Below are 17,110 nucleotides of genomic sequence, written 5' to 3'. Positions count from 1 at the left end.
TCAGCCTCCGGTGATGGGAGCGATGATTTCGATGCGGTCGCCTTCAGCCAGCACGCGCTGCTCGTAGCCATTGCGCGGCACGAACTGCAGGTTGACCGCGGCGGCGAACACGGCCGGCGGATCGCACACGCGCAGCGCATCGGCCAGCGTGGCGCCCTCGGGCAGTTCGCGCGGTTGCTGGTTGATGAAGACGTTCATGCGCAAGGGTTCAGCGGGCGGTGGCCTGGAGCGACAGGCCCCATTCTTCGGCCAGCGCGGATTCGCCATTGTCCATGGCTTGCAGGGCGGCATCGAGCAGGGCCGGTGCGATCAGGAAGCCGTGGCGGTACAGGCCGTTGATCTGCATGCGGCGCGGTGCGCTCAGGCGGATCTCGGGCAGGTTGTCGGGCAGGGTGGGGCGCAGCTGCACGCCCAGCTCGATGATGCGCCCCTCGCCAAAACCCGGATGCACGGTGTAGGCCGCGCTCAGCAGTTCCAGCGTGGAGCGCACGCTCGCGGGCGAGAGGTCGTCCGACTCGATCTCGGTGGCGCCAATGACGAACATGCCGCCCGGCTTGGGCGCAATGTAGATCGGGTAGCGTGGGTGCAGCAGACGCGTGGGGCGCGACAGGCTCACGCCCGGCGCGTGCACGCGCGCCACTTCGCCGCGCACACCGCGCAGCGCATTCCACTGCGGCTGAGCCCCGAGGCCACGGCAGTCGAACAGCCAGACGTGCGGGCCCGGGTCCACCGCCTCGGGTGTGCGCGGGGCGTTCCAGTGCACCGTCACGCCCAGGGTCTGCATCTGGTGCGCGAGCGCGGCGAGCAGTTCGCGGTTGTCGAGCTGGCCCTCAAGGGGCAGGTACAGGCCCTGCGCAAAACGGTGTGCCAGCGCGGGCTCCAGCGCGGTGAGTGCGTCCGCGTTCATGCGCTGTGCCTGTGGCAGCGAGGGCAGGGCGGCCGAGGTGCGCGCGAGCTGGCCCGAAAAGCGCTCGGCCTCGGCCGTGTCCTGCCGGTGCCACAGCACCACGGTGCCGCTTTGCTGAAAAAACACCGGCTGTTCCAGCGTGGCCAGCAGCTGCGGCCAGCGTGTGAGCGCGTGCTGGCCCATGCGCACCACCGGGAGTTCGGTCACGGCCGATTCGGCCAGCGGCGCGAGCATGGCCGCGGCCACGCGCGCGGCGGCGAGTTCGGCCTGCGGCCCCCCGGCATCGAACACCTCCACCCGGTGGCCGCGCTGCGCCAGCGCGCAGGCCAGCAGCCGGCCCATGAGGCCGGCGCCGAGCACGATTGCGGTGGAATTTTTTGCAATCGTCATCAAGGTGCCCCGGCACTGCCACAATGCGCGCCATGCAAAGCCAACCCCACAGCGAGCCCCGGCGCTACACGCGCGTCCTGTCCATCGCCGGCTCCGACAGCGGCGGCGGCGCCGGTATCCAGGCCGATCTGAAGACCTTCGCGGCACTGGGTTGTTATGGCATGACGGCCATCACCGCGCTGACCGCGCAGAACACGCTGGGCGTGAGCGCCATCCACGGCGTGCCGCCCGAGATGCTCAAGGCGCAGCTGTGCGCCGTGTTCGACGACATTGGCGTGGACGCGGTGAAGATCGGCATGCTGCACGCGCCGGACATCGTGCGCACGGTGGCCTGGGCGCTGAAGCAGTACAAGGTGCAGCGCGTGGTGCTCGACCCGGTGATGGTGGCCACCAGCGGCGATGCACTCATCACCCCCACGACCGTGCAGGTGCTGGTGGACGAGTTGTTTCCGCTGGCCACGCTGATCACGCCCAACCTGGACGAGGCCGCCTTGCTGCTCGGCCGCACCATCGAATCGGCGAACGAGCTCGAAGCCGCCGCGCGCGATCTGTTCGCCATGGGCGCGCCGGCGGTGTTGCTCAAGGGCGGGCACCTGCCGGGCGACGAGGTGGCGGACCTGCTGGTCACCGGCCCCGGCTCCATGCAGCGCCTGGCGTCGCCGCGCATCGCCAGCCGCAACACACACGGCACGGGCTGCACGCTCTCGTCGGCCGTTGCCGCGCACCTCGCGCTGGGTGAGCCGCTGGACCGCGCGGTGGCGAAGGCGCGCAGCTACATCCTGCAAGCCATCGAGCAGGGCGCCGATGTGTACACCGGTGCGGGTCACGGCCCGTTGAACCACGGTTTCGCGCCGCTGTCTCAGCGCAAAACCCCGCGGGTTTGAAGCGCGGCGCGACTTGATCATCAGGCGCTGGCCGGTGTGAGGCCACCGGCGCCGCGTGGCCGCGAGAGCGCGGCCAGCGTGAAGGTCAGCGCCAGCGTGGGCAGGGCCGAACCCAGCTGCGGCGCGAATTTGGCCAGCAGGTGGTAGCAGGCAATGCCCAGCACCCACAGCGCGGCCGCGCTCCAGTCCACCGAGCGGTGGGCGCCCGGCGCGGTGCCCGCACCCAGGCGGCCCAGGATCACGCCGTACAGCGGCACGAACACCGAGCTCAGCAGCAGCAGGAACGGCTCGATGGTGTGGATGGGCAACAGCAGGGCGAACACCGTGCACACCGCGGCAAACGCCAGACCGGCGCGCTTGATGCTCCAGCGCGGACGCAGGCTGTGCACCGAGACCGCGCCCGAGTGCGCGTCGCCATAGGCGTTGTCCATCTCGTCGAGCAGGATCAGACCGAGCGCGATCAGGCCACCCTGGGCCAGCAGCAAGGCGCCGACCAGGTTGGTGCCCGGCTCCACCGTGCTCACCACCATCACGCCCAGCGCGTAGCACCAGATGTTGGCCAGCGCATAGCCCAGCCAGGTGCCGCCCAGCGTGGTGGCCGTGCGTTTCCCGTGGCGCGCGTAGTCGGCCACCAGGGGCAACCACGAGACCGGCATCGCGATCACCAGATCCATCGCCGAGAACAGACCCATGCCGCCCGCACCGGGGCGGTTCCAGAAGGCCTCGAAGCCCTGCGCCTGCAGGCGCATGCCGAACTGCCAGGTGAGCCAGACCAGCGAGGCGACCACCAGCGGCAGGCCGAAGCGGCTCACGAAGCGGCGCACCAGCGTGAGCATGGAGCCGGCCATGAGCGCGATCAGCACACCGCCCCAGAGCAGCGTGACCAGCAGCTTGCCGGTGGTGCCGTCGAGCACGCCACCGGGCTCACTGCCCAGCGCCTGCTTGAAGATGGCGACCGTGCCCTCTTGCATGATGACCAGTTCGAACGTGGTCCAGCCCACCAGCTGCGCGATGTTGAGCAGCACCGGCAGGCGCGCGAAGGCGCTGCCGTAGGTGGCGTGCATCAGGCCGGCGCTGGCCAGGCCCGTCTGGCAGCCCAGGCGCGCGGTCCAGGCCAGCAGGCCGGCCCCGATGAGCGAGCCCAGCACGATGGCGATGAGTGCATCCTGCGTGCCCACGGCCGGCACCAGGTAGGCGCCGATCTGCATGACGAGCAGGCCGGTGCCCAGACTGAACCAGAGCGCGGCGTGTTCGTGGAAATGAAACACCCGGTTGCCCTGCGGCACGGGAGTGAGGGCCAGGTTGGCCGGGGGCGAAGAAGGGTCGGATGCCATCAATTTGCTCCATGCAATTTGAGGCAGGTGGGCTGGGCCGCAAACCCCATGAACGCCTGAAGGCGGTGGGGCAAAGGTATCGGCCTGCTTCCCTGCGCGAGGATTACCTCAATCAGGTTCAAAGGGACTTTCTCAGTCGCGCCCGGGCAAAAAAACCCGGCCACAACACCCCTAGCGGATGCGCCTTGCGGCACTGGGTGGAGTATACGAGCGTGGGGGGCAGCGGACCACGCACAGTGGGGGAACGTGGGGGGCTTTTGCTTAGCCAGCCGGTATCAGGCGCATGAAACGGCCGTATTTGCTGGCCAGGTAGCCTTCGGCGCGCTCCAGCATGAAATAGCGGAACGACTCGGCCGCGGGCGAGAGCAGCTTGGACAGGGTGTGCACCACGTTCCAGCCACGCACGACCGGGCTGCCTTCGACGTCGAGCACCGCGATGAGCTGGTGCTCCAGCTCCAGACCGATGGTGTGCAGCGACAGGAAGCTGATGCCCATGCCGGCCATCACCGCCTGCTTGATGGTTTCGTTGCTCGACATCTCCATCACCACGCGCGGCTCCATGCGCGTGCGTTCGAGAAACTTTTCCATCGCCGCGCGTGTGCCGGAACCGCGCTCACGCAGGATGAAGCCGTAGGGCCTGAGCGAATCCACCGAGGGGTGGCCGACCTTGAGCAGGGGATGATCGGTGGGGGCCACAAACACATGGGGGTGGGCCGCAAAAGGCTCGGCGCGCGTGGCCAGTTCGGTGGGAGGGCGGCCCATGATGGCGATGTCGACATCATTGCCGTGCAGCATCTTCACCAACTGCTCGCGGTTGCCCACCACCAGCCGGATATCGATGCCTTCGTGCTCGCGCTGGAACTCGGCCAGCAGGGGCGGAAGGAAGTACTGCGCCGTGCTCACCATGCCGATGGTGAGCGTGCCCACCTCCAGCCGCTGCAGCCGCGCGGCCGCGTCTTCGGCGTCCTTCAGCGTGGCCAGCACCTTGCGCGCGTAGACCAGCATGTACTCGCCAGCGGTGGTCAGGGTGACCTGGCGGCCCCGCCGGTCGAACAGAGGCAGGCCCACGTGCCCCTCCAGCTCCTTGACCTGCATGGTGACCGCCGGGGGCGTGAGGTGCAGCACCTCGGCTGCGCGCGCAAAACTCAGGTGGCGCGCGACCTCGTTGAACACGCGCAGCTGACGGAAGGTGGCGTTCTTCATTCAGTACTTGCTTAATCGAAATTGAATTAATCGTGAATTTACCTTAGTTCAAGCCGTCCCTACAGTGGGCCGCATGCTGCAAGCCCTGATCTTCGATGTCGACGGAACCCTGGCGGACACCGAACGTGTGCACCTGGCGGCCTTCAACCACGCCTTCGAACAAGAGGGTCTGGCCTGGCATTGGGACGTTGCGCTCTACACCCGGCTGCTGGAGATTTCCGGTGGCAAGGAGCGCCTGCTGCACCACTGGCGCAGCGTGCAGCCCGGGCTCACCGAGCTCGGCGCTGGCGCTGTGCGCGCCACCATCGACCGGCTGCACGACCTGAAGACCGCGCACTATGAGGACGCGGTGCGCGCGGGCGCCGTGCAACTGCGCCCGGGCGTGCTCGCGCTCATGGACGAGGCCCGCGCGCAGGGCCTGCAACTGGCGATCGCCACCACCACCTCGCCGGTGAACATCGCGGCCCTGCTGCGCACCGCCCTCGGGCCTGACTGGCGCAGCCATTTCCTGGCCATTGGCGACGCCTCGTCGTCGCCGGTCAAGAAGCCGCATCCACAGGTCTACCAGCAGGTGCTCGGCGACATGGGCCTGCCGGCCTCACGGTGCCTGGCGTTCGAGGATTCGGCCAACGGCCTGCAGGCGGCCACGGCTGCCGGGCTGCGAACCATCGTCACGCCCAACAGCTTCACCGCCCACCACGATTTCAGCGGCGCGCTGCGCGTCGTGCCCGACCTCGGGGCGGTCGGGCTGGCGCAGCTGCGCGAATGGCGCGCCCGGAGCTGAATCCCGATCGACAACAACGACTACGAGACACCCACCATGCCCTTGTCCAAACGCTCCACCCTGACCCAGTTCCTGATCGAGGAGCGACGCCGCTTCCCGCAGGCCAGTGGCGACTTCAACGCACTGATCCTCGACGTGGCCCTGGCCTGCAAGGCGATCGCGCGCAGCGTGGCGTTTGGCGCACTCGGCGACATGCTGGGCAACCACGGCGGTGGCGACAGCATCAACGTGCAGGGCGAGACGCAGAAGAAGCTCGACGTGATCAGCAACGACATGTTCATTCGCGCCAACGAGTGGGGCGGGAACCTCGCGGGCATGGCCTCTGAAGAGATGGAGCAGCCCTATCCGATTCCCGGCGAGTACCCGCGCGGCAAGTACCTGCTGGTGTTCGACCCGCTCGATGGTTCGAGCAACATCGACGTGAACGTGTCGGTGGGCAGCATCTTCAGCGTGCTGCGCGCACCGCAGGCCGTGGTGGACGAAGGCCGTGCGTTGACGGTGGACGACTTCCTGCAGCCCGGCACGCAGCAGGTGGCCGCCGGCTACGCGTTGTACGGCCCCACCACGATGTTCGTTCTCACCGTGGGCAGTGGCGTGTACGGCTTCACGCTCGACCCCAACCTCGGCGAGTTCAAGCTCACACATCCGCACATCCGCATCCCGGTCGATACGCACGAGTTCGCCATCAACGCTTCGAACAGCCGCTTCTGGGAAGCGCCGGTCAAGCGTTATGTGGACGAATGCCTGGCCGGCAAGACCGGGCCGCGCGGCAAGGACTTCAACATGCGCTGGATCGCCAGCATGGTGGCCGAGGCGCACCGCATCCTCATGCGCGGTGGCGTGTTTCTCTACCCACGAGACACGAAGGACGCGAGCAAATCCGGGCGTCTGCGCCTGCTGTACGAGGCCAACCCGGTAGGCATGCTCATGGAGCAGGCCGGTGGCCGGGCCAGCACCGGGCGCAAACCCATGCTGGGCGTGCAGCCCACCGAGCTGCACCAACGCATCGGCCTGGTGTTTGGCTCGAAGAGCGAGGTCGAGCGCATCGAGCGTTACCACGCCGAGCCGCAGGCCTGCAAGGACGACAGCAACCCGCTGTTTGCCGAGCGCTCGCTGTTCCGCGACTGAGTTTCTCTAACCCTTGCCCAGCCACCCATCCACCAACTACACCCAACCGCATCGCCTGAAGTGGCTTGTCAAGAACACCGCCGGGCCGGCTTTGCCGGACGGCAGGTGTTGCCCCCGTGAGGGGGTGAAGCCGAAGGCGGCGCGGGGGGGGAACGGAGAATCCATGTCGGAACGCCACCCCATCATCGCCATCACCGGCTCCAGCGGTGCCGGTACCTCCACCGTCACGCGCACATTCCGGAACATCTTCCGCCGCGAGGGCGTGTCGGCCGCGATCATCGAAGGTGACAGTTACCACCGCTACGACCGCAAGGAGATGAAGGCCAGGATGGCCGAGGCCGAGAAGGCGGGCAACCTCAATTTCAGCCACTTCGGTGCCGAGGCCAATCTGTTCGACGAGATCGAAAGCCTGTTCAAGACCTACAGCGCCACCGGTGCCGGCAAGAGCCGCAAGTACCTGCACAACGCCGAGGAAGCCGCGCCCTACCAGCAGGAGCCCGGTACCTTCACCGCGTGGGAGCCACTGGCCGAGAACACGGACATGCTGTTTTACGAGGGCCTGCACGGCGCGGTGGTCACGCCCGAGGTGAACGTGGCGCAGTACCCCGACCTGCTGGTGGGTGTGGTGCCGGTGATCAACCTCGAATGGATCCAGAAACTCTGGCGCGACAAGAACATGCGCGGCTACAGCGCCGATGCGGTGACCGACACCATCCTGCGCCGCATGCCCGACTACGTGAACCACATCTGCCCGCAGTTCCAGCACACGCACGTGAACTTCCAGCGCGTGCCCATCGTGGACACCAGCAACCCCTTCATCTCGCGCGACGTGCCCACCGCCGACGAGAGCATGGTGGTGATCCGTTTCGCCAAGCCCAAGGGCATCGACTTCCAGTACCTGCTCAACATGATCCACGGCTCCATGATGAGCCGGGCCAACACCATCGTGGTGCCCGGCGGCAAGATGGAACTGGCGATGCAGCTGATCTTCACACCCTTCATCTGGCGGATGGTGGAGCGGCGCAAGCGCGCTGTCAGTTGACGCCCCCCGCGCCGCGCCTGCGGCGCGTCACCCCCCACTGGGGGGCAACGCCTGCGGCCTGGCATAGCCAGTTCCGCGGCGTTCTGGACAAAGACACCTCTTCCTTTCAAGGACGCTTCATGAAGAACCCTTCTCCCGAACTTGCCCGACAGATGGCCAATGCGATCCGCATGCTTGCGGTGGACGCGGTGGAACAAGCGAAGAGCGGCCACCCGGGCGCGCCCATGGGCATGGCCGACATTGCCGAGGTGGTGTGGAACCGCCACCTGCGCCACAACCCGGCCAACCCGCACTGGCCCGACCGCGACCGCTTCGTGCTCTCCAACGGCCACGGCTCCATGCTGATCTATGCGCTCTTGCACCTCACCGGCTACGACCTGCCCATGAGCGAGCTCAAGGCGTTTCGCCAGCTGCACAGCAAGACCGCCGGCCACCCCGAGGTGGGTGTGACGCCGGGTGTGGAAACCACGACCGGCCCGCTGGGCCAGGGCATCAGCAACGCGGTGGGCATGGCGCTGGCCGAGAAGCTGATGGCCAGCGAATTCAACCGCCCCGGCCACACCGTGGTGGACCACTTCACCTACGCGTTTCTCGGCGACGGTTGCCTGATGGAAGGCATCAGTCACGAAGCATGCTCACTCGCCGGCACGCTGCGCCTCTCCAGGCTGGTCGCGTTCTACGACGACAACGGCATCTCCATCGACGGCCATGTGCAGGGCTGGTTCACCGACGACACGCCGCAGCGCTTCGAGGCCTACGGCTGGTACGTGATCCCGAAGGTGGACGGCCACGACCCCCAGGCGGTGGAGCTCGCGCTCATCGCCGCGAAAGAGCAGGGCCGCCGGCCCGACGGCAAACCCACGCTGATCTGCTGCCAGACCGTGATCGGTCAGGGATCACCCAACAAGGCCGGCACGCACGACGTGCACGGCGCCGCACTCGGAGCGGCCGAGGTGCAGGCCACGCGCGATGCGCTGGGCTGGACCGCGCCACCCTTCGAGGTGCCGGGCGATGTGGCGCTGGCCTGGCACGCGGTGGACCGGGGGCAGGCCATGGAGGCCGAGTGGCGGCGGCGCTTTGACGCCTACCGCGCCGAGTACCCGAAGGAGGCCGCCGAGTTCGAGCGCCGCATGGCTGGCGATCTGCACGCCAGCTTTGCGCCCGCCTTGTCTGGCGTGTTTGAAGGCGTGGCCGCCAAGGCCGATGCGGTGGCCACCCGCAAGGCCAGCCAGAACGCGCTGGACGCGCTCAACACCCTGGTGCCCGAGTTCTTCGGCGGCAGCGCCGACCTCACCGGCTCCAACCTCACCAACTTCAAAGGCTGCGTGAAGGCCGGGCGCGACCAGTGGGGCAACCACATGAGCTACGGCGTGCGCGAATTCGGCATGGCGGCCGTCATGAACGGCATCGCCCTGCACGGCGGCTACATCCCCTTTGGCGGCACCTTCCTCACCTTCAGCGACTACAGCCGCAATGCCATCCGCATGGCCGCGCTGATGAAGCTGCGCGTGATCCATGTGTTCACGCACGACAGCATCGGCCTGGGCGAAGACGGCCCGACGCACCAGTCGGTGGAGCATGTGCCGAGCTTGCGCATCATTCCGCAGCTCGACGTGTGGCGCCCGGCCGATGGCCTGGAGACCGCCGTGGCCTGGGCGTGCGCGATCGAGCGCCGCGATGGGCCCACCGCGCTGTGTTTGTCGCGCCAGAACCTGCCGCGCCTCACCGAGGTGTCGATGGTGGACGCCATTCGCCAGGGCGGCTATGTGCTGGCCGAAGGGATGAACCCGAAGGCCGTGATCGTGGCCACCGGTTCCGAGACCTCGCTGGCGATGGAAGCGCACCAGGCGCTGGCCGCCGAAGGCATCAGTACGCGTGTGGTCTCCATGCCTTGCACCAACGTGTTCGACCGCCAGCCGCGCGCCTACCAGGACAGCGTGCTGCCGCTGGACCTGCCCGCCGTGGCGGTGGAGGCCGCGCACCCGGATTTCTGGCGCAAGTACGTGGGCCGCACCGGCGCGGTGGTGGGCATCGCCAGCTTCGGCGAATCGGCGCCCGCCAAGGCGCTGTATGCGCATTTCGGCATCACCACGGAACGGGTGTGTGACGAGGTCAAGGGCCTGCTGGCATGACGCGCGCCTACGACCTGATCCTTTTCGACCTCGACGGCACGTTGATCGAGACCGCGCCGGAAATCGCCGACGCGGTCAACGACACCCTGGCGCAGTTCGGTCTGCACGCGGTCACGCAGACGCAGGTGCATGAGTGGATCGGTCACGGCACACGCGAGCTGTTGATCTCGGCCCTGGCCGACCGCCGCAACACCACCACCGACGCGGTCCGCCACGACGCCGACTTCCCCGCCATCGAGTCCGCGTTTGCTGCGCACTACCAGCAGCGCTGCGGCACACGCAGCCAGCTGTACCCGCATGTGCGTGAGACTCTGCAAGTGCTCAAGGACGCGGGCGTGAAGCTGGCCGTGGTGACCAACAAGGAAGGCCGGTACACCCAGACCGTGCTGGACGCGCACCAGATGGCGCCCCTGTTTGACCGCGTGATCAGCGGCGACACGCTGCCGGTGAAAAAACCCCACCCCGCCGCCGTGCTCGACTGCCTGAATCGTTTTGGCGTGGAGGCCGAGCGCGCGCTGTTCGTGGGCGATTCGTCCATCGACGTGGCCACCGCGCGCAACGCGGGTGTGGCGGTGTGGGCGCTGCCCTATGGCTACAACATGGGCGAGCCCATCGAGGCCTGCAAGCCCGACCGCGTGATCGCCGATTTCTCCGCCCTCCTGATCTGACTCACCCCTCCCAAGGAACCGCCATGGCCCTCATCGCACTGCGACAACTGCTCGACCACGCCGCCGAATACCACTACGGCGTGCCCGCGTTCAACGTGAACAACCTGGAGCAGATCCAGGCCATCATGCAGGCGGCCGACGCGAGCAACGCGCCGGTGATCCTGCAGGCCAGCGCCGGTGCGCGCAAGTACGCGGGCGAACCCTTTCTGCGCAAGATGGTCGAGGCCGCGATCGAGATGTACCCGCACATCCCCATCGTCATGCACCAGGACCACGGCGCGACACCGGCCGTGTGCCAGCAGTCCATCCGCAGCGGCTTCAGCAGCGTGATGATGGACGGCTCGCTCATGGACGACGCGAAGACACCCGCGAGCTACGACTACAACGTGGCCGTCACGCGCGAGGTGGTGAAGTTCTCGCACGCGGTGGGGGTGTCGGTGGAGGGCGAACTCGGTTGCCTGGGTTCGCTGGAAACCGGCGAGGCCGGTGAAGAAGACGGCGTGGGCGCCGAAGGCCAGCTCACGCACGAGCAGATGCTGACCGACCCCCGGCAGGCCAAGGACTTCGTGGCGCGGACCGGCGTGGACGCGCTCGCCATCGCCATCGGCACCAGCCACGGTGCCTACAAGTTCACCCGCCCACCCACCGGCGACATCCTGGCCATGGACCGCATCATTGCCATCCACCAGGCCATTCCCGACACGCACCTGGTGATGCACGGATCGAGCAGCGTGCCGCAGGAGTGGCTGGCCATCATTCGTGAACACGGCGGCGAGATCAAGGAGACCTACGGCGTGCCGGTGGAGGAAATCGTGCGCGGCATCCAGAGCGGGGTGCGCAAGGTCAACATCGACACCGACATCCGACTGGCCATGACCGGCGCCATGCGCCGCTCCATGGTCAGGAACCCTGGCGAGTTCGATCCGCGCAAGTTCTTCAAGGACGCGACGCTGGCGGCCAAAGAGATCTGCCAGGCCCGCTTCCAGGCGTTCGGCTGCGCGGGCATGGCCGGCAAGATCGCCCCGCTGCCGCTGGAGAAGATGATTCCGCGGTACGCCTGAGGCGGTGGCGGTTGGCCACCGCTTGCCGCTCTTACTCGGCCTCGATGCCGGCAGCCTTGATGATGCCGCCCCACTTCCGGGTTTCGGCCGCCTGGAACTGTGCGAGCCCATCGGGGGTGCTCGTGAAGGCCTCCGAGCCGCTGTTGTCGAAGAAGCCCTTGGCCTGCGGGCTGGCGGTGGCACGAACGAGCAGGTCGTTGAGGCGCTGGACCGCAGCCGGGGGTGTTCCCGCCGGTGCGTAGGCGGCAAACCAATAGCCCATCTCGTAGCCCGGAACGCCCGCTTCGGCGATGGTGGGCACGTTGGGCAACATGGGTGAACGCTTGGACGCCGTCACGCCCAGGGCGCGCAGCTTCTCCGACTTGATTTGCGGAACGCCGGTGGACATGTCGGCGAACATCATGTTGATCTGTCCGCCCAGCACATCGGTGATGGCGTTCGGATTGCTCTTGTAAGGCACGTGCAGGATCTGCACACCGGCCATCTGTTGAAAGAGTTCACCCGCGATGCGACTGGAAGAACTGCCACTGCCGAAGTTCAGTTTGCCGGGTGATTTTTTGGCATCGGCGATCAGGTCGGCCACGGATTTGTAGCTCGATGAAGGGCTGACAACCAACACCTGGCCGCCCTTGCCCAACGCGGTGATCGGTGCGAAATCCTTCACCGGGTCGTAGCTCAGTTTTTTGTACAGGTGTTCGTTGGCTGCGTGTGTGGTGTTGGTGGTGATGAGCACGGTGTAGCCGTCTGCAGGCGCCTTGGCCACCGCCGCGGCGGCGATCATGCCGCTGGCTCCCGCCTTGTTCTCGACCACGACCGGCTGCCCGGTCTCGTTGGTCAGGGACTGGCCGAGCGCTCGGGCCAGCTGGTCGGTGGCACTGCCGGCCGCAAATGGCACGACGAATGTGATGGGCCGTGACGGAAAGGGCTGCGCCTGGGCGATGGCCAGTGCAGGACCCAGGCCCAGGACGGCCATGGCCGAAGTGGCCAGCAGGTGGCGGCGCTTGTCGAGATTGATGTTCATGGTGTTGTCTCCTGGTTGGAATGGTCAGCGGGAAAAGAAAAAAGTGATGCGCGTTCAGGGGGGGCCGGCGAGGTGGCCGCGGAGCGACTCGGGCACCTCGACAGGCAGATCGAGCAAAAGAAAGGACAGCGCCTTGCCGTGGCTGTCGAGGTTGAGCGAATCGTTCACGCCCCCGTCCAGCACGTCCTCGATCACGAAGTTCATGGCGTGCAGGTGTGGCAACAGGTAGCGCGTGACCGCACGGGGGCGCCTGGGTGTGAACTGCCGCGCCACGGCGTCTTCGGTCACCTGCTCGACGAGCACCTCCCAGAGCTCGGGGCTCCACGCGATCACGCTGATGTTGGAGCGGTTTCCCTTGTCCCCGGTGCGGCTGTGGGCGAGTCTGTACAGCGGCACCGTCAAGCCATGGTTGGCGCTCATGGCGCCACCTCCATGGAGCGCACGTCGATCATGGTGTGTCCCACCACGACGGCTTCTCGAGGCACCATGCAAGACACCATGCCCAGCCGCGGTCGCATGGCCGTGCGAACTCCGCCGCCACCGGCGGGTCCGCAGCAATACAGGGCGGTCACCTCACGCAACAGGCGCTCGGCCTGACTGTGCTCGCGGTGCTGCATGGCCACGCGCAGGCGCACGTCGCGCGCCTCGCCCGTGGCTTGTGCATCCAGCCAGTGGCTGGCATCGTCGCCCAGCACGCTGGTCACACCGATCAGGTCGACGCGCAACGGCGCGGTGTCGGCCAGTCGATCACGCAACACCTGGGCGGCCAGGCGCGCGCGCGCTTCGGCACGCGCGCCGGCGTAGGAAATCTCGCCTTCGGAAAACCAACCGGCCTCGAAGCAGGCGTTCACCTTGAGAGAGGGCGGGCGCTCGTGACCGCTCACGCCTTCGAGCCGCACACGGTCGGGGCCGTCCTGTCGCACGCGGGCGGTGGTGATGTCGGCCACCACGTCCGGCGTCAGGTAAGCAGCGGGGTCGTGCAGTTCGTAGAGCAACTGCTCCTTCACCGTGCGTTCGTCGATGCGCCCGCCCGTGCCGGCGGGTTTGGTGATGGTGCAGTTGCCGCTGTCTTCGATCTCGGCGATCGGATAGCCCAGCGATGCCAGGCCCGGCACATCCTTGTAACCAGGGTCGGCGAAGTACCCGCCCGACACCTGGGCACCGCACTCCAGCAGGTGCCCCGCCATGGTGGCGCGAGCCAGCCGGTCCCAGTCGTCCATGCGCCAGCCAAAGTGGGCAAGTGCGGGGCCGAGCACCAGGGAAGGGTCGGCCACACGGCCACAGACCACGATGTCCGCCCCCGCGCGCAAGGCATCGGCAATGGGCTCGGCGCCGATGTAGGCGTTGGCGCTCACGATGGGCTCGCAGGGCATGGCGGAGCCCAGGGCGTTCTTCAGCAGGTCGCGGTGCCGGACGCCCGACACGTCGTCGCCGTGCACGACGGCGATGCGAGGCGGTCGGATGCCAAGCTCCTTCGCCAGCGCATGAATGCGCCGGGCAGCCCCCAGGGGATTGGCGGCGCCGAAGTTGCTGACGACGCGGATGCCGTGCGCGATGCACAGCCCCAGCACGGGGCGAAGCAGGTCGTCGAGCAGCGGCTCATAGCCGACTTCCGGGTCGCCACGGCGAGCCAGTTGCGCCAGCGCCAGGGTGCGCTCGGCCAGCGTTTCAAAAATCAGCACGGCGGGCTGATCGCGGGCAATCAGCTCGCGCACCACGGGCAGCGCGGCATCGGTGCGGTCGCCCGAAAAACCAGCCGCACAGCCGATCAGCAGGTTGGGAATCGTCTTCGACATGTTGTCTCCTGCGGTCACTCTAGGTGATTTACCATGTGCTTTGAAATCGATTGTTCAGATCAACTCATCGAAGAAGCAGATGAATATTTCAAGCCGGCAGCTGGATGCGTTCGTCGCCCTGGCAACACATCGACATTTCACGCGTGCAGCGGCGCAATGCCATCTCTCGCAGTCTGCTTTCAGCGCGGTGATCCGGGCTCTTGAGGATGACCTGGGCTTGCGGCTGTTCGACAGAAGCACCCGCCATGTGGATCTGACGCTGGAGGGAAGCAACTTTCTCGAATCGGCACTTCGTATCCGCAGTGAGATCCAGCGCGCGCTGGACGGGGTGCGTGACGCGGCCACTCTACAGCGGGGACGCGTTTCGATTGCCATGCTTCCATCGCTTGCCGCGGGGTGGCTGCCGGGCGTGCTGGCCGAGTTCAAGGCCATTTGCCCCGGGATCGAATTCGACATCGCGGATGTGCTCTCGGAGCCCTGCATTGAACGCGTGGCGAACAAGACAGCCGACTTTGCATTGGCGGCTTCCCGTGCGGACACGCCCGAACTCCAGGCGCAGCCGTTTTGTGCCGACAGCTTCCACCTGGTGTGCCGCGACGATCACCCACTGGCCCGGCGCAGATCCATCGCCATCAAGGACCTGGCTGCATGGCCGTTTGTCCATCTGGCACGAACCAGCAGCGTGCGCCAGTACCTGGAGGCTGCGCTGCGACCGCAGGTGATGAAGACCCTGGTTGAAGTCGAACAACTGGCCACCGTGATGGGCTTCGTTCGTGCCGGACTTGGCATCAGCGTGGTGCCCACGTTGACACTGTTTCATTTCGAGCAACCCGGGATCGTCACCCGCCCACTGTCCATACCCGGCTTGACCCGGCAGATCTACCTCGTGCGGCGCAGAGACCGCAGCCTGTCGGTCGCTGCGCAGGCGGTGCATGACCTGATGATTCAGCGTCGACCCAGATGACCACGCTTGCCCGAAGCAAAACGCCCCGGAGAACTGGGGCGTTTTTCATGGTGAACGCGAGAACATCAGGCCAGCGAATCGGCCCAGATGTTGCGCGCCCAGGCCTTGGCGTATGCGCCTTCGATCTCGCTGGCCGCGCTCGACAAACCGCCCGCGCCCGGCACCGCGACCATGGTCTTTTTCTCGGCGTCGTACTTGTGCACGCTGGCCACATGCACCACGTCCTTGGCGGTCACGAAGCTGTAGCAGGTGTTGGCGTAGAGCGGGTTGGCCGGGGGCTCCTTGCCTTGCAGCAGCGAGACCACGGCGGCCGCGCAGGTCTTGCCGTGCTGGTTGGCCATGTGGCCCGACTTGGGCATGGCCGGTGCGATCTGGATCGAATCACCCAGCACGTGAATGTTTTTCTGCGCCTTGGATTCGAAAGTCAGGAAGTCCACCTCGCACCAGCGCGCGTTCGCGGTGGCCAGACCGGTCTTCACCGCGATGTTGCCGGCGCGCATGTCGGGCAGCACGTTGGCCACGCCGGCCTTGAAGTCGTCGTTGAACTCGAACTTCAGGGTGTTGGTGGCGGCGTCCACATCGACCAGCTTGTGCTTGGGGCGGTACTCGATCAGGCCGGCGTAGTGGTCGGCCCAGGCCTTCATGAACAGGCCTTTTTTGGACGTGATGTCGTCGTTGGCGTCGAAGATCACAACCTTGCTCCTGGGCTTGGCGGTCTTGAAGTAGCTCGCCACCATGCAGGCGCGCTCGTAGGGGCCGGGCGGGCAGCGGTAGGGGGCCAGCGGGATGCTGATGGCGTAGGTGCCGCCGTCGGGCAGGGCTTCAAGTTGCTTGCGCAAGGCGGCGGTCTGCGGGCCGGCCTTCCAGGCGTGCAGCACCTTGTCTTGCGCGCCAGGCTTGGCCAGGCCGGGCAGGGTGGGCATGAAGTCGACACCGGGCGAGAGGATCAGGCGGTCGTAGGGCAGCTCGCCGCCGCTGGCCAGCTTCACCGTGCGCTTGACCGGGTCGATGCTGTCCACCATGTCGCGCACCACCTTGATGCCGTGGCGTTTGCTCAGGTTGTCGTAGGGCGTGGTGATCTCGGCCATGGTCGAGTGACCACCGACCACCAGGTTGGACATCGGGCAGGAGACGAAGGCCGCGTTGGGCTCGATCAGCGTCACGTCGATGCTGTTGCCCGAGAACAGGCGCACGTATTTGGCGGCGGTGGCGCCACCAAAACCCCCGCCTACCACGACCACCCGGGCGCTGCTGGATGTTGTGGCGCAGCCGCTCATGAGGCCCATGCCGGCCAGTGCGGAACCCGCGCCGATGCTTTGTACGAATTGACGACGTTTCATGGTGGGCTCCTCAGGGTTTCTGGGCGGCGAAGTAGCCAGCGAGCTGACCCAGCTGCTCGTCGGTGTAACCCTTGGAGATCTGGTGCATGAGCGTGGCGGGGCGGGTGCCGGCCTTGAATTCGAGCAGGATTTTCTGCAACTCGGCCTGGTTGCGTCCGGCCAATGCGGCCATGCCCGGCTGCGCGCGTCCGTCGGTGCCGTGGCAGCTGGCACAGGCCGCGGCCCACACGCGGATCTGGTTGACCTGGGCTTGCGCCGCGACCGCCGAGGCACACAGCACACCGGCCGCCAGCCATTTCATTGAATTCCCCATCGTCGTCTCCAAAAGGGTGGAAGGAAGTTGCATCCAAAAATGTAGCAGCCACTTGAAACACAACGGGTTTTGGGTGTGATCGCTCGTGGGTGTGTCGCATCGTAGCGGCGGTCCTTTTCCAGCGCAAAGCCATGGAAACCCTG

17 protein-coding genes and 1 riboswitch are annotated in these 17,110 nt (G+C 66.7%); of the genes, 8 read left to right on the top strand and 9 right to left on the bottom strand.

All coding sequences use genetic code 11. From position 1 onward, the window contains the following. Positions 1-198: a sulfur carrier protein ThiS gene (thiS, locus tag V6M63_RS20720; protein WP_332744972.1), complete on the bottom strand. Its 198-nt coding sequence runs from the start codon at positions 196-198 to the stop codon at positions 1-3. 10 nt (positions 199-208) lie between these two features. Then, on the bottom strand, positions 209-1,297 hold the full coding sequence (locus V6M63_RS20715) for an FAD-dependent oxidoreductase (RefSeq protein ID WP_332744970.1): 1,089 nt from the start codon (positions 1,295-1,297) through the stop codon (positions 209-211). A gap of 32 nt (positions 1,298-1,329) precedes the next feature. On the opposite strand from V6M63_RS20715, the gene thiD reads away from it, so the two are divergent. Further along, a complete protein-coding gene (gene thiD, locus V6M63_RS20710) occupies positions 1,330-2,181 on the top strand; it encodes a bifunctional hydroxymethylpyrimidine kinase/phosphomethylpyrimidine kinase (RefSeq protein ID WP_332744969.1) in 852 nt (283 codons plus the stop codon). 20 nt (positions 2,182-2,201) lie between these two features. On the opposite strand, the gene V6M63_RS20705 is transcribed toward thiD, so the two are convergent. Beyond that, complete coding sequence (locus V6M63_RS20705; RefSeq protein WP_332744968.1) at positions 2,202-3,515, bottom strand: purine-cytosine permease family protein; 1,314 nt, start codon at positions 3,513-3,515, stop codon at positions 2,202-2,204. 72 nt (positions 3,516-3,587) lie between these two features. After that, a riboswitch (TPP riboswitch) is annotated at positions 3,588-3,698 on the bottom strand. 78 nt (positions 3,699-3,776) lie between these two features. After that, positions 3,777-4,718, bottom strand: a complete 942-nt coding sequence (locus V6M63_RS20700; RefSeq protein ID WP_332744967.1) for a LysR family transcriptional regulator — start codon at positions 4,716-4,718, stop codon at positions 3,777-3,779. 73 nt (positions 4,719-4,791) lie between these two features. Between V6M63_RS20700 and V6M63_RS20695 the strand changes: the two genes are divergently transcribed. The 6 genes from V6M63_RS20695 (at position 4,792) to fba (ending at position 11,533) form a co-directional block, all read left to right on the top strand. Continuing rightward, on the top strand, positions 4,792-5,502 hold the full coding sequence (locus V6M63_RS20695; RefSeq protein ID WP_332744965.1) for an HAD-IA family hydrolase: 711 nt from the start codon (positions 4,792-4,794) through the stop codon (positions 5,500-5,502). A 36-nt stretch (positions 5,503-5,538) separates the two neighbouring features. Next, complete coding sequence (locus V6M63_RS20690) at positions 5,539-6,630, top strand: class 1 fructose-bisphosphatase (RefSeq protein WP_332744963.1); 1,092 nt, start codon at positions 5,539-5,541, stop codon at positions 6,628-6,630. A gap of 163 nt (positions 6,631-6,793) precedes the next feature. Then, positions 6,794-7,672 (top strand): phosphoribulokinase, encoded by an 879-nt coding sequence (locus tag V6M63_RS20685; RefSeq protein WP_332744962.1) that lies wholly within the window; start codon positions 6,794-6,796, stop codon positions 7,670-7,672. A 119-nt stretch (positions 7,673-7,791) separates the two neighbouring features. Then, positions 7,792-9,804: a transketolase gene (gene tkt, locus V6M63_RS20680; protein ID WP_332744960.1), complete on the top strand. Its 2,013-nt coding sequence runs from the start codon at positions 7,792-7,794 to the stop codon at positions 9,802-9,804. Beyond that, positions 9,801-10,472, top strand: a complete 672-nt coding sequence (locus V6M63_RS20675) for a phosphoglycolate phosphatase (RefSeq protein WP_332744958.1) — start codon at positions 9,801-9,803, stop codon at positions 10,470-10,472. Before tkt ends, V6M63_RS20675 begins: the two co-directional genes overlap by 4 nt. 23 nt (positions 10,473-10,495) lie before the next feature. Then, positions 10,496-11,533: a class II fructose-bisphosphate aldolase gene (gene fba, locus V6M63_RS20670; protein ID WP_332744956.1), complete on the top strand. Its 1,038-nt coding sequence runs from the start codon at positions 10,496-10,498 to the stop codon at positions 11,531-11,533. A gap of 31 nt (positions 11,534-11,564) precedes the next feature. Here the strand turns inward: fba and V6M63_RS20665 are convergent, their stop codons facing one another. From V6M63_RS20665 to V6M63_RS20655, 3 genes are read right to left on the bottom strand one after another with little or no spacing between them, the layout of a single operon-like run. Then, complete coding sequence (locus V6M63_RS20665) at positions 11,565-12,554, bottom strand: Bug family tripartite tricarboxylate transporter substrate binding protein (protein WP_332744954.1); 990 nt, start codon at positions 12,552-12,554, stop codon at positions 11,565-11,567. Between the two features lie 54 nt (positions 12,555-12,608). Continuing rightward, complete coding sequence (locus V6M63_RS20660; RefSeq protein WP_332744952.1) at positions 12,609-12,974, bottom strand: AtuA-related protein; 366 nt, start codon at positions 12,972-12,974, stop codon at positions 12,609-12,611. Beyond that, a complete protein-coding gene (locus V6M63_RS20655) occupies positions 12,971-14,350 on the bottom strand; it encodes an acyclic terpene utilization AtuA family protein (RefSeq protein ID WP_332744950.1) in 1,380 nt (459 codons plus the stop codon). The genes V6M63_RS20660 and V6M63_RS20655 overlap by 4 nt, the downstream gene beginning before the upstream one ends. A 79-nt stretch (positions 14,351-14,429) precedes the next feature. On the opposite strand from V6M63_RS20655, the gene V6M63_RS20650 reads away from it, so the two are divergent. Beyond that, the gene (locus V6M63_RS20650) at positions 14,430-15,314 is read left to right on the top strand and encodes a LysR family transcriptional regulator (RefSeq protein ID WP_332745064.1); all 885 of its coding nucleotides are present in this window, start codon (positions 14,430-14,432) and stop codon (positions 15,312-15,314) included. A gap of 65 nt (positions 15,315-15,379) precedes the next feature. Here V6M63_RS20650 and V6M63_RS20645 read toward each other — a convergent pair whose 3' ends face one another. Both V6M63_RS20645 and V6M63_RS20640 read right to left on the bottom strand, forming a co-directional pair. Then, positions 15,380-16,654 (bottom strand): FAD/NAD(P)-binding oxidoreductase, encoded by a 1,275-nt coding sequence (locus tag V6M63_RS20645; protein ID WP_332744948.1) that lies wholly within the window; start codon positions 16,652-16,654, stop codon positions 15,380-15,382. A gap of 10 nt (positions 16,655-16,664) precedes the next feature. Then, entirely contained in the window at positions 16,665-16,955 is a 291-nt protein-coding gene (locus V6M63_RS20640) for a c-type cytochrome (RefSeq protein ID WP_332744946.1), read from the bottom strand. Positions 16,956-17,110: the final 155 nt, after the last annotated feature.

The organism is Hydrogenophaga sp. (genome assembly GCF_036675665.1).
GTDB lineage: Bacteria > Pseudomonadota > Gammaproteobacteria > Burkholderiales > Burkholderiaceae_C > Hydrogenophaga.
This window is presented reverse-complemented; position numbering and strand designations above follow the sequence as displayed.

Bases quoted from the DNA above. Each gene is read 5' to 3' on its own strand.
- thiS (WP_332744972.1), bottom strand. From the start codon at position 198: ATGAACGTCTTCATCAACCAGCAACCGCGCGAACTGCCCGAGGGCGCC.
- V6M63_RS20715 (WP_332744970.1), bottom strand. From the start codon at position 1,297: ATGACGATTGCAAAAAATTCCACCGCAATCGTGCTCGGCGCCGGCCTC.
- thiD (WP_332744969.1), top strand. From the start codon at position 1,330: ATGCAAAGCCAACCCCACAGCGAGCCCCGGCGCTACACGCGCGTCCTG.
- V6M63_RS20705 (WP_332744968.1), bottom strand. From the start codon at position 3,515: ATGGCATCCGACCCTTCTTCGCCCCCGGCCAACCTGGCCCTCACTCCC.
- V6M63_RS20700 (WP_332744967.1), bottom strand. From the start codon at position 4,718: ATGAAGAACGCCACCTTCCGTCAGCTGCGCGTGTTCAACGAGGTCGCG.
- V6M63_RS20695 (WP_332744965.1), top strand. From the start codon at position 4,792: ATGCTGCAAGCCCTGATCTTCGATGTCGACGGAACCCTGGCGGACACC.
- V6M63_RS20690 (WP_332744963.1), top strand. From the start codon at position 5,539: ATGCCCTTGTCCAAACGCTCCACCCTGACCCAGTTCCTGATCGAGGAG.
- V6M63_RS20685 (WP_332744962.1), top strand. From the start codon at position 6,794: ATGTCGGAACGCCACCCCATCATCGCCATCACCGGCTCCAGCGGTGCC.
- tkt (WP_332744960.1), top strand. From the start codon at position 7,792: ATGAAGAACCCTTCTCCCGAACTTGCCCGACAGATGGCCAATGCGATC.
- V6M63_RS20675 (WP_332744958.1), top strand. From the start codon at position 9,801: ATGACGCGCGCCTACGACCTGATCCTTTTCGACCTCGACGGCACGTTG.
- fba (WP_332744956.1), top strand. From the start codon at position 10,496: ATGGCCCTCATCGCACTGCGACAACTGCTCGACCACGCCGCCGAATAC.
- V6M63_RS20665 (WP_332744954.1), bottom strand. From the start codon at position 12,554: ATGAACATCAATCTCGACAAGCGCCGCCACCTGCTGGCCACTTCGGCC.
- V6M63_RS20660 (WP_332744952.1), bottom strand. From the start codon at position 12,974: ATGAGCGCCAACCATGGCTTGACGGTGCCGCTGTACAGACTCGCCCAC.
- V6M63_RS20655 (WP_332744950.1), bottom strand. From the start codon at position 14,350: ATGTCGAAGACGATTCCCAACCTGCTGATCGGCTGTGCGGCTGGTTTT.
- V6M63_RS20650 (WP_332745064.1), top strand. From the start codon at position 14,430: ATGAATATTTCAAGCCGGCAGCTGGATGCGTTCGTCGCCCTGGCAACA.
- V6M63_RS20645 (WP_332744948.1), bottom strand. From the start codon at position 16,654: ATGAAACGTCGTCAATTCGTACAAAGCATCGGCGCGGGTTCCGCACTG.
- V6M63_RS20640 (WP_332744946.1), bottom strand. From the start codon at position 16,955: ATGAAATGGCTGGCGGCCGGTGTGCTGTGTGCCTCGGCGGTCGCGGCG.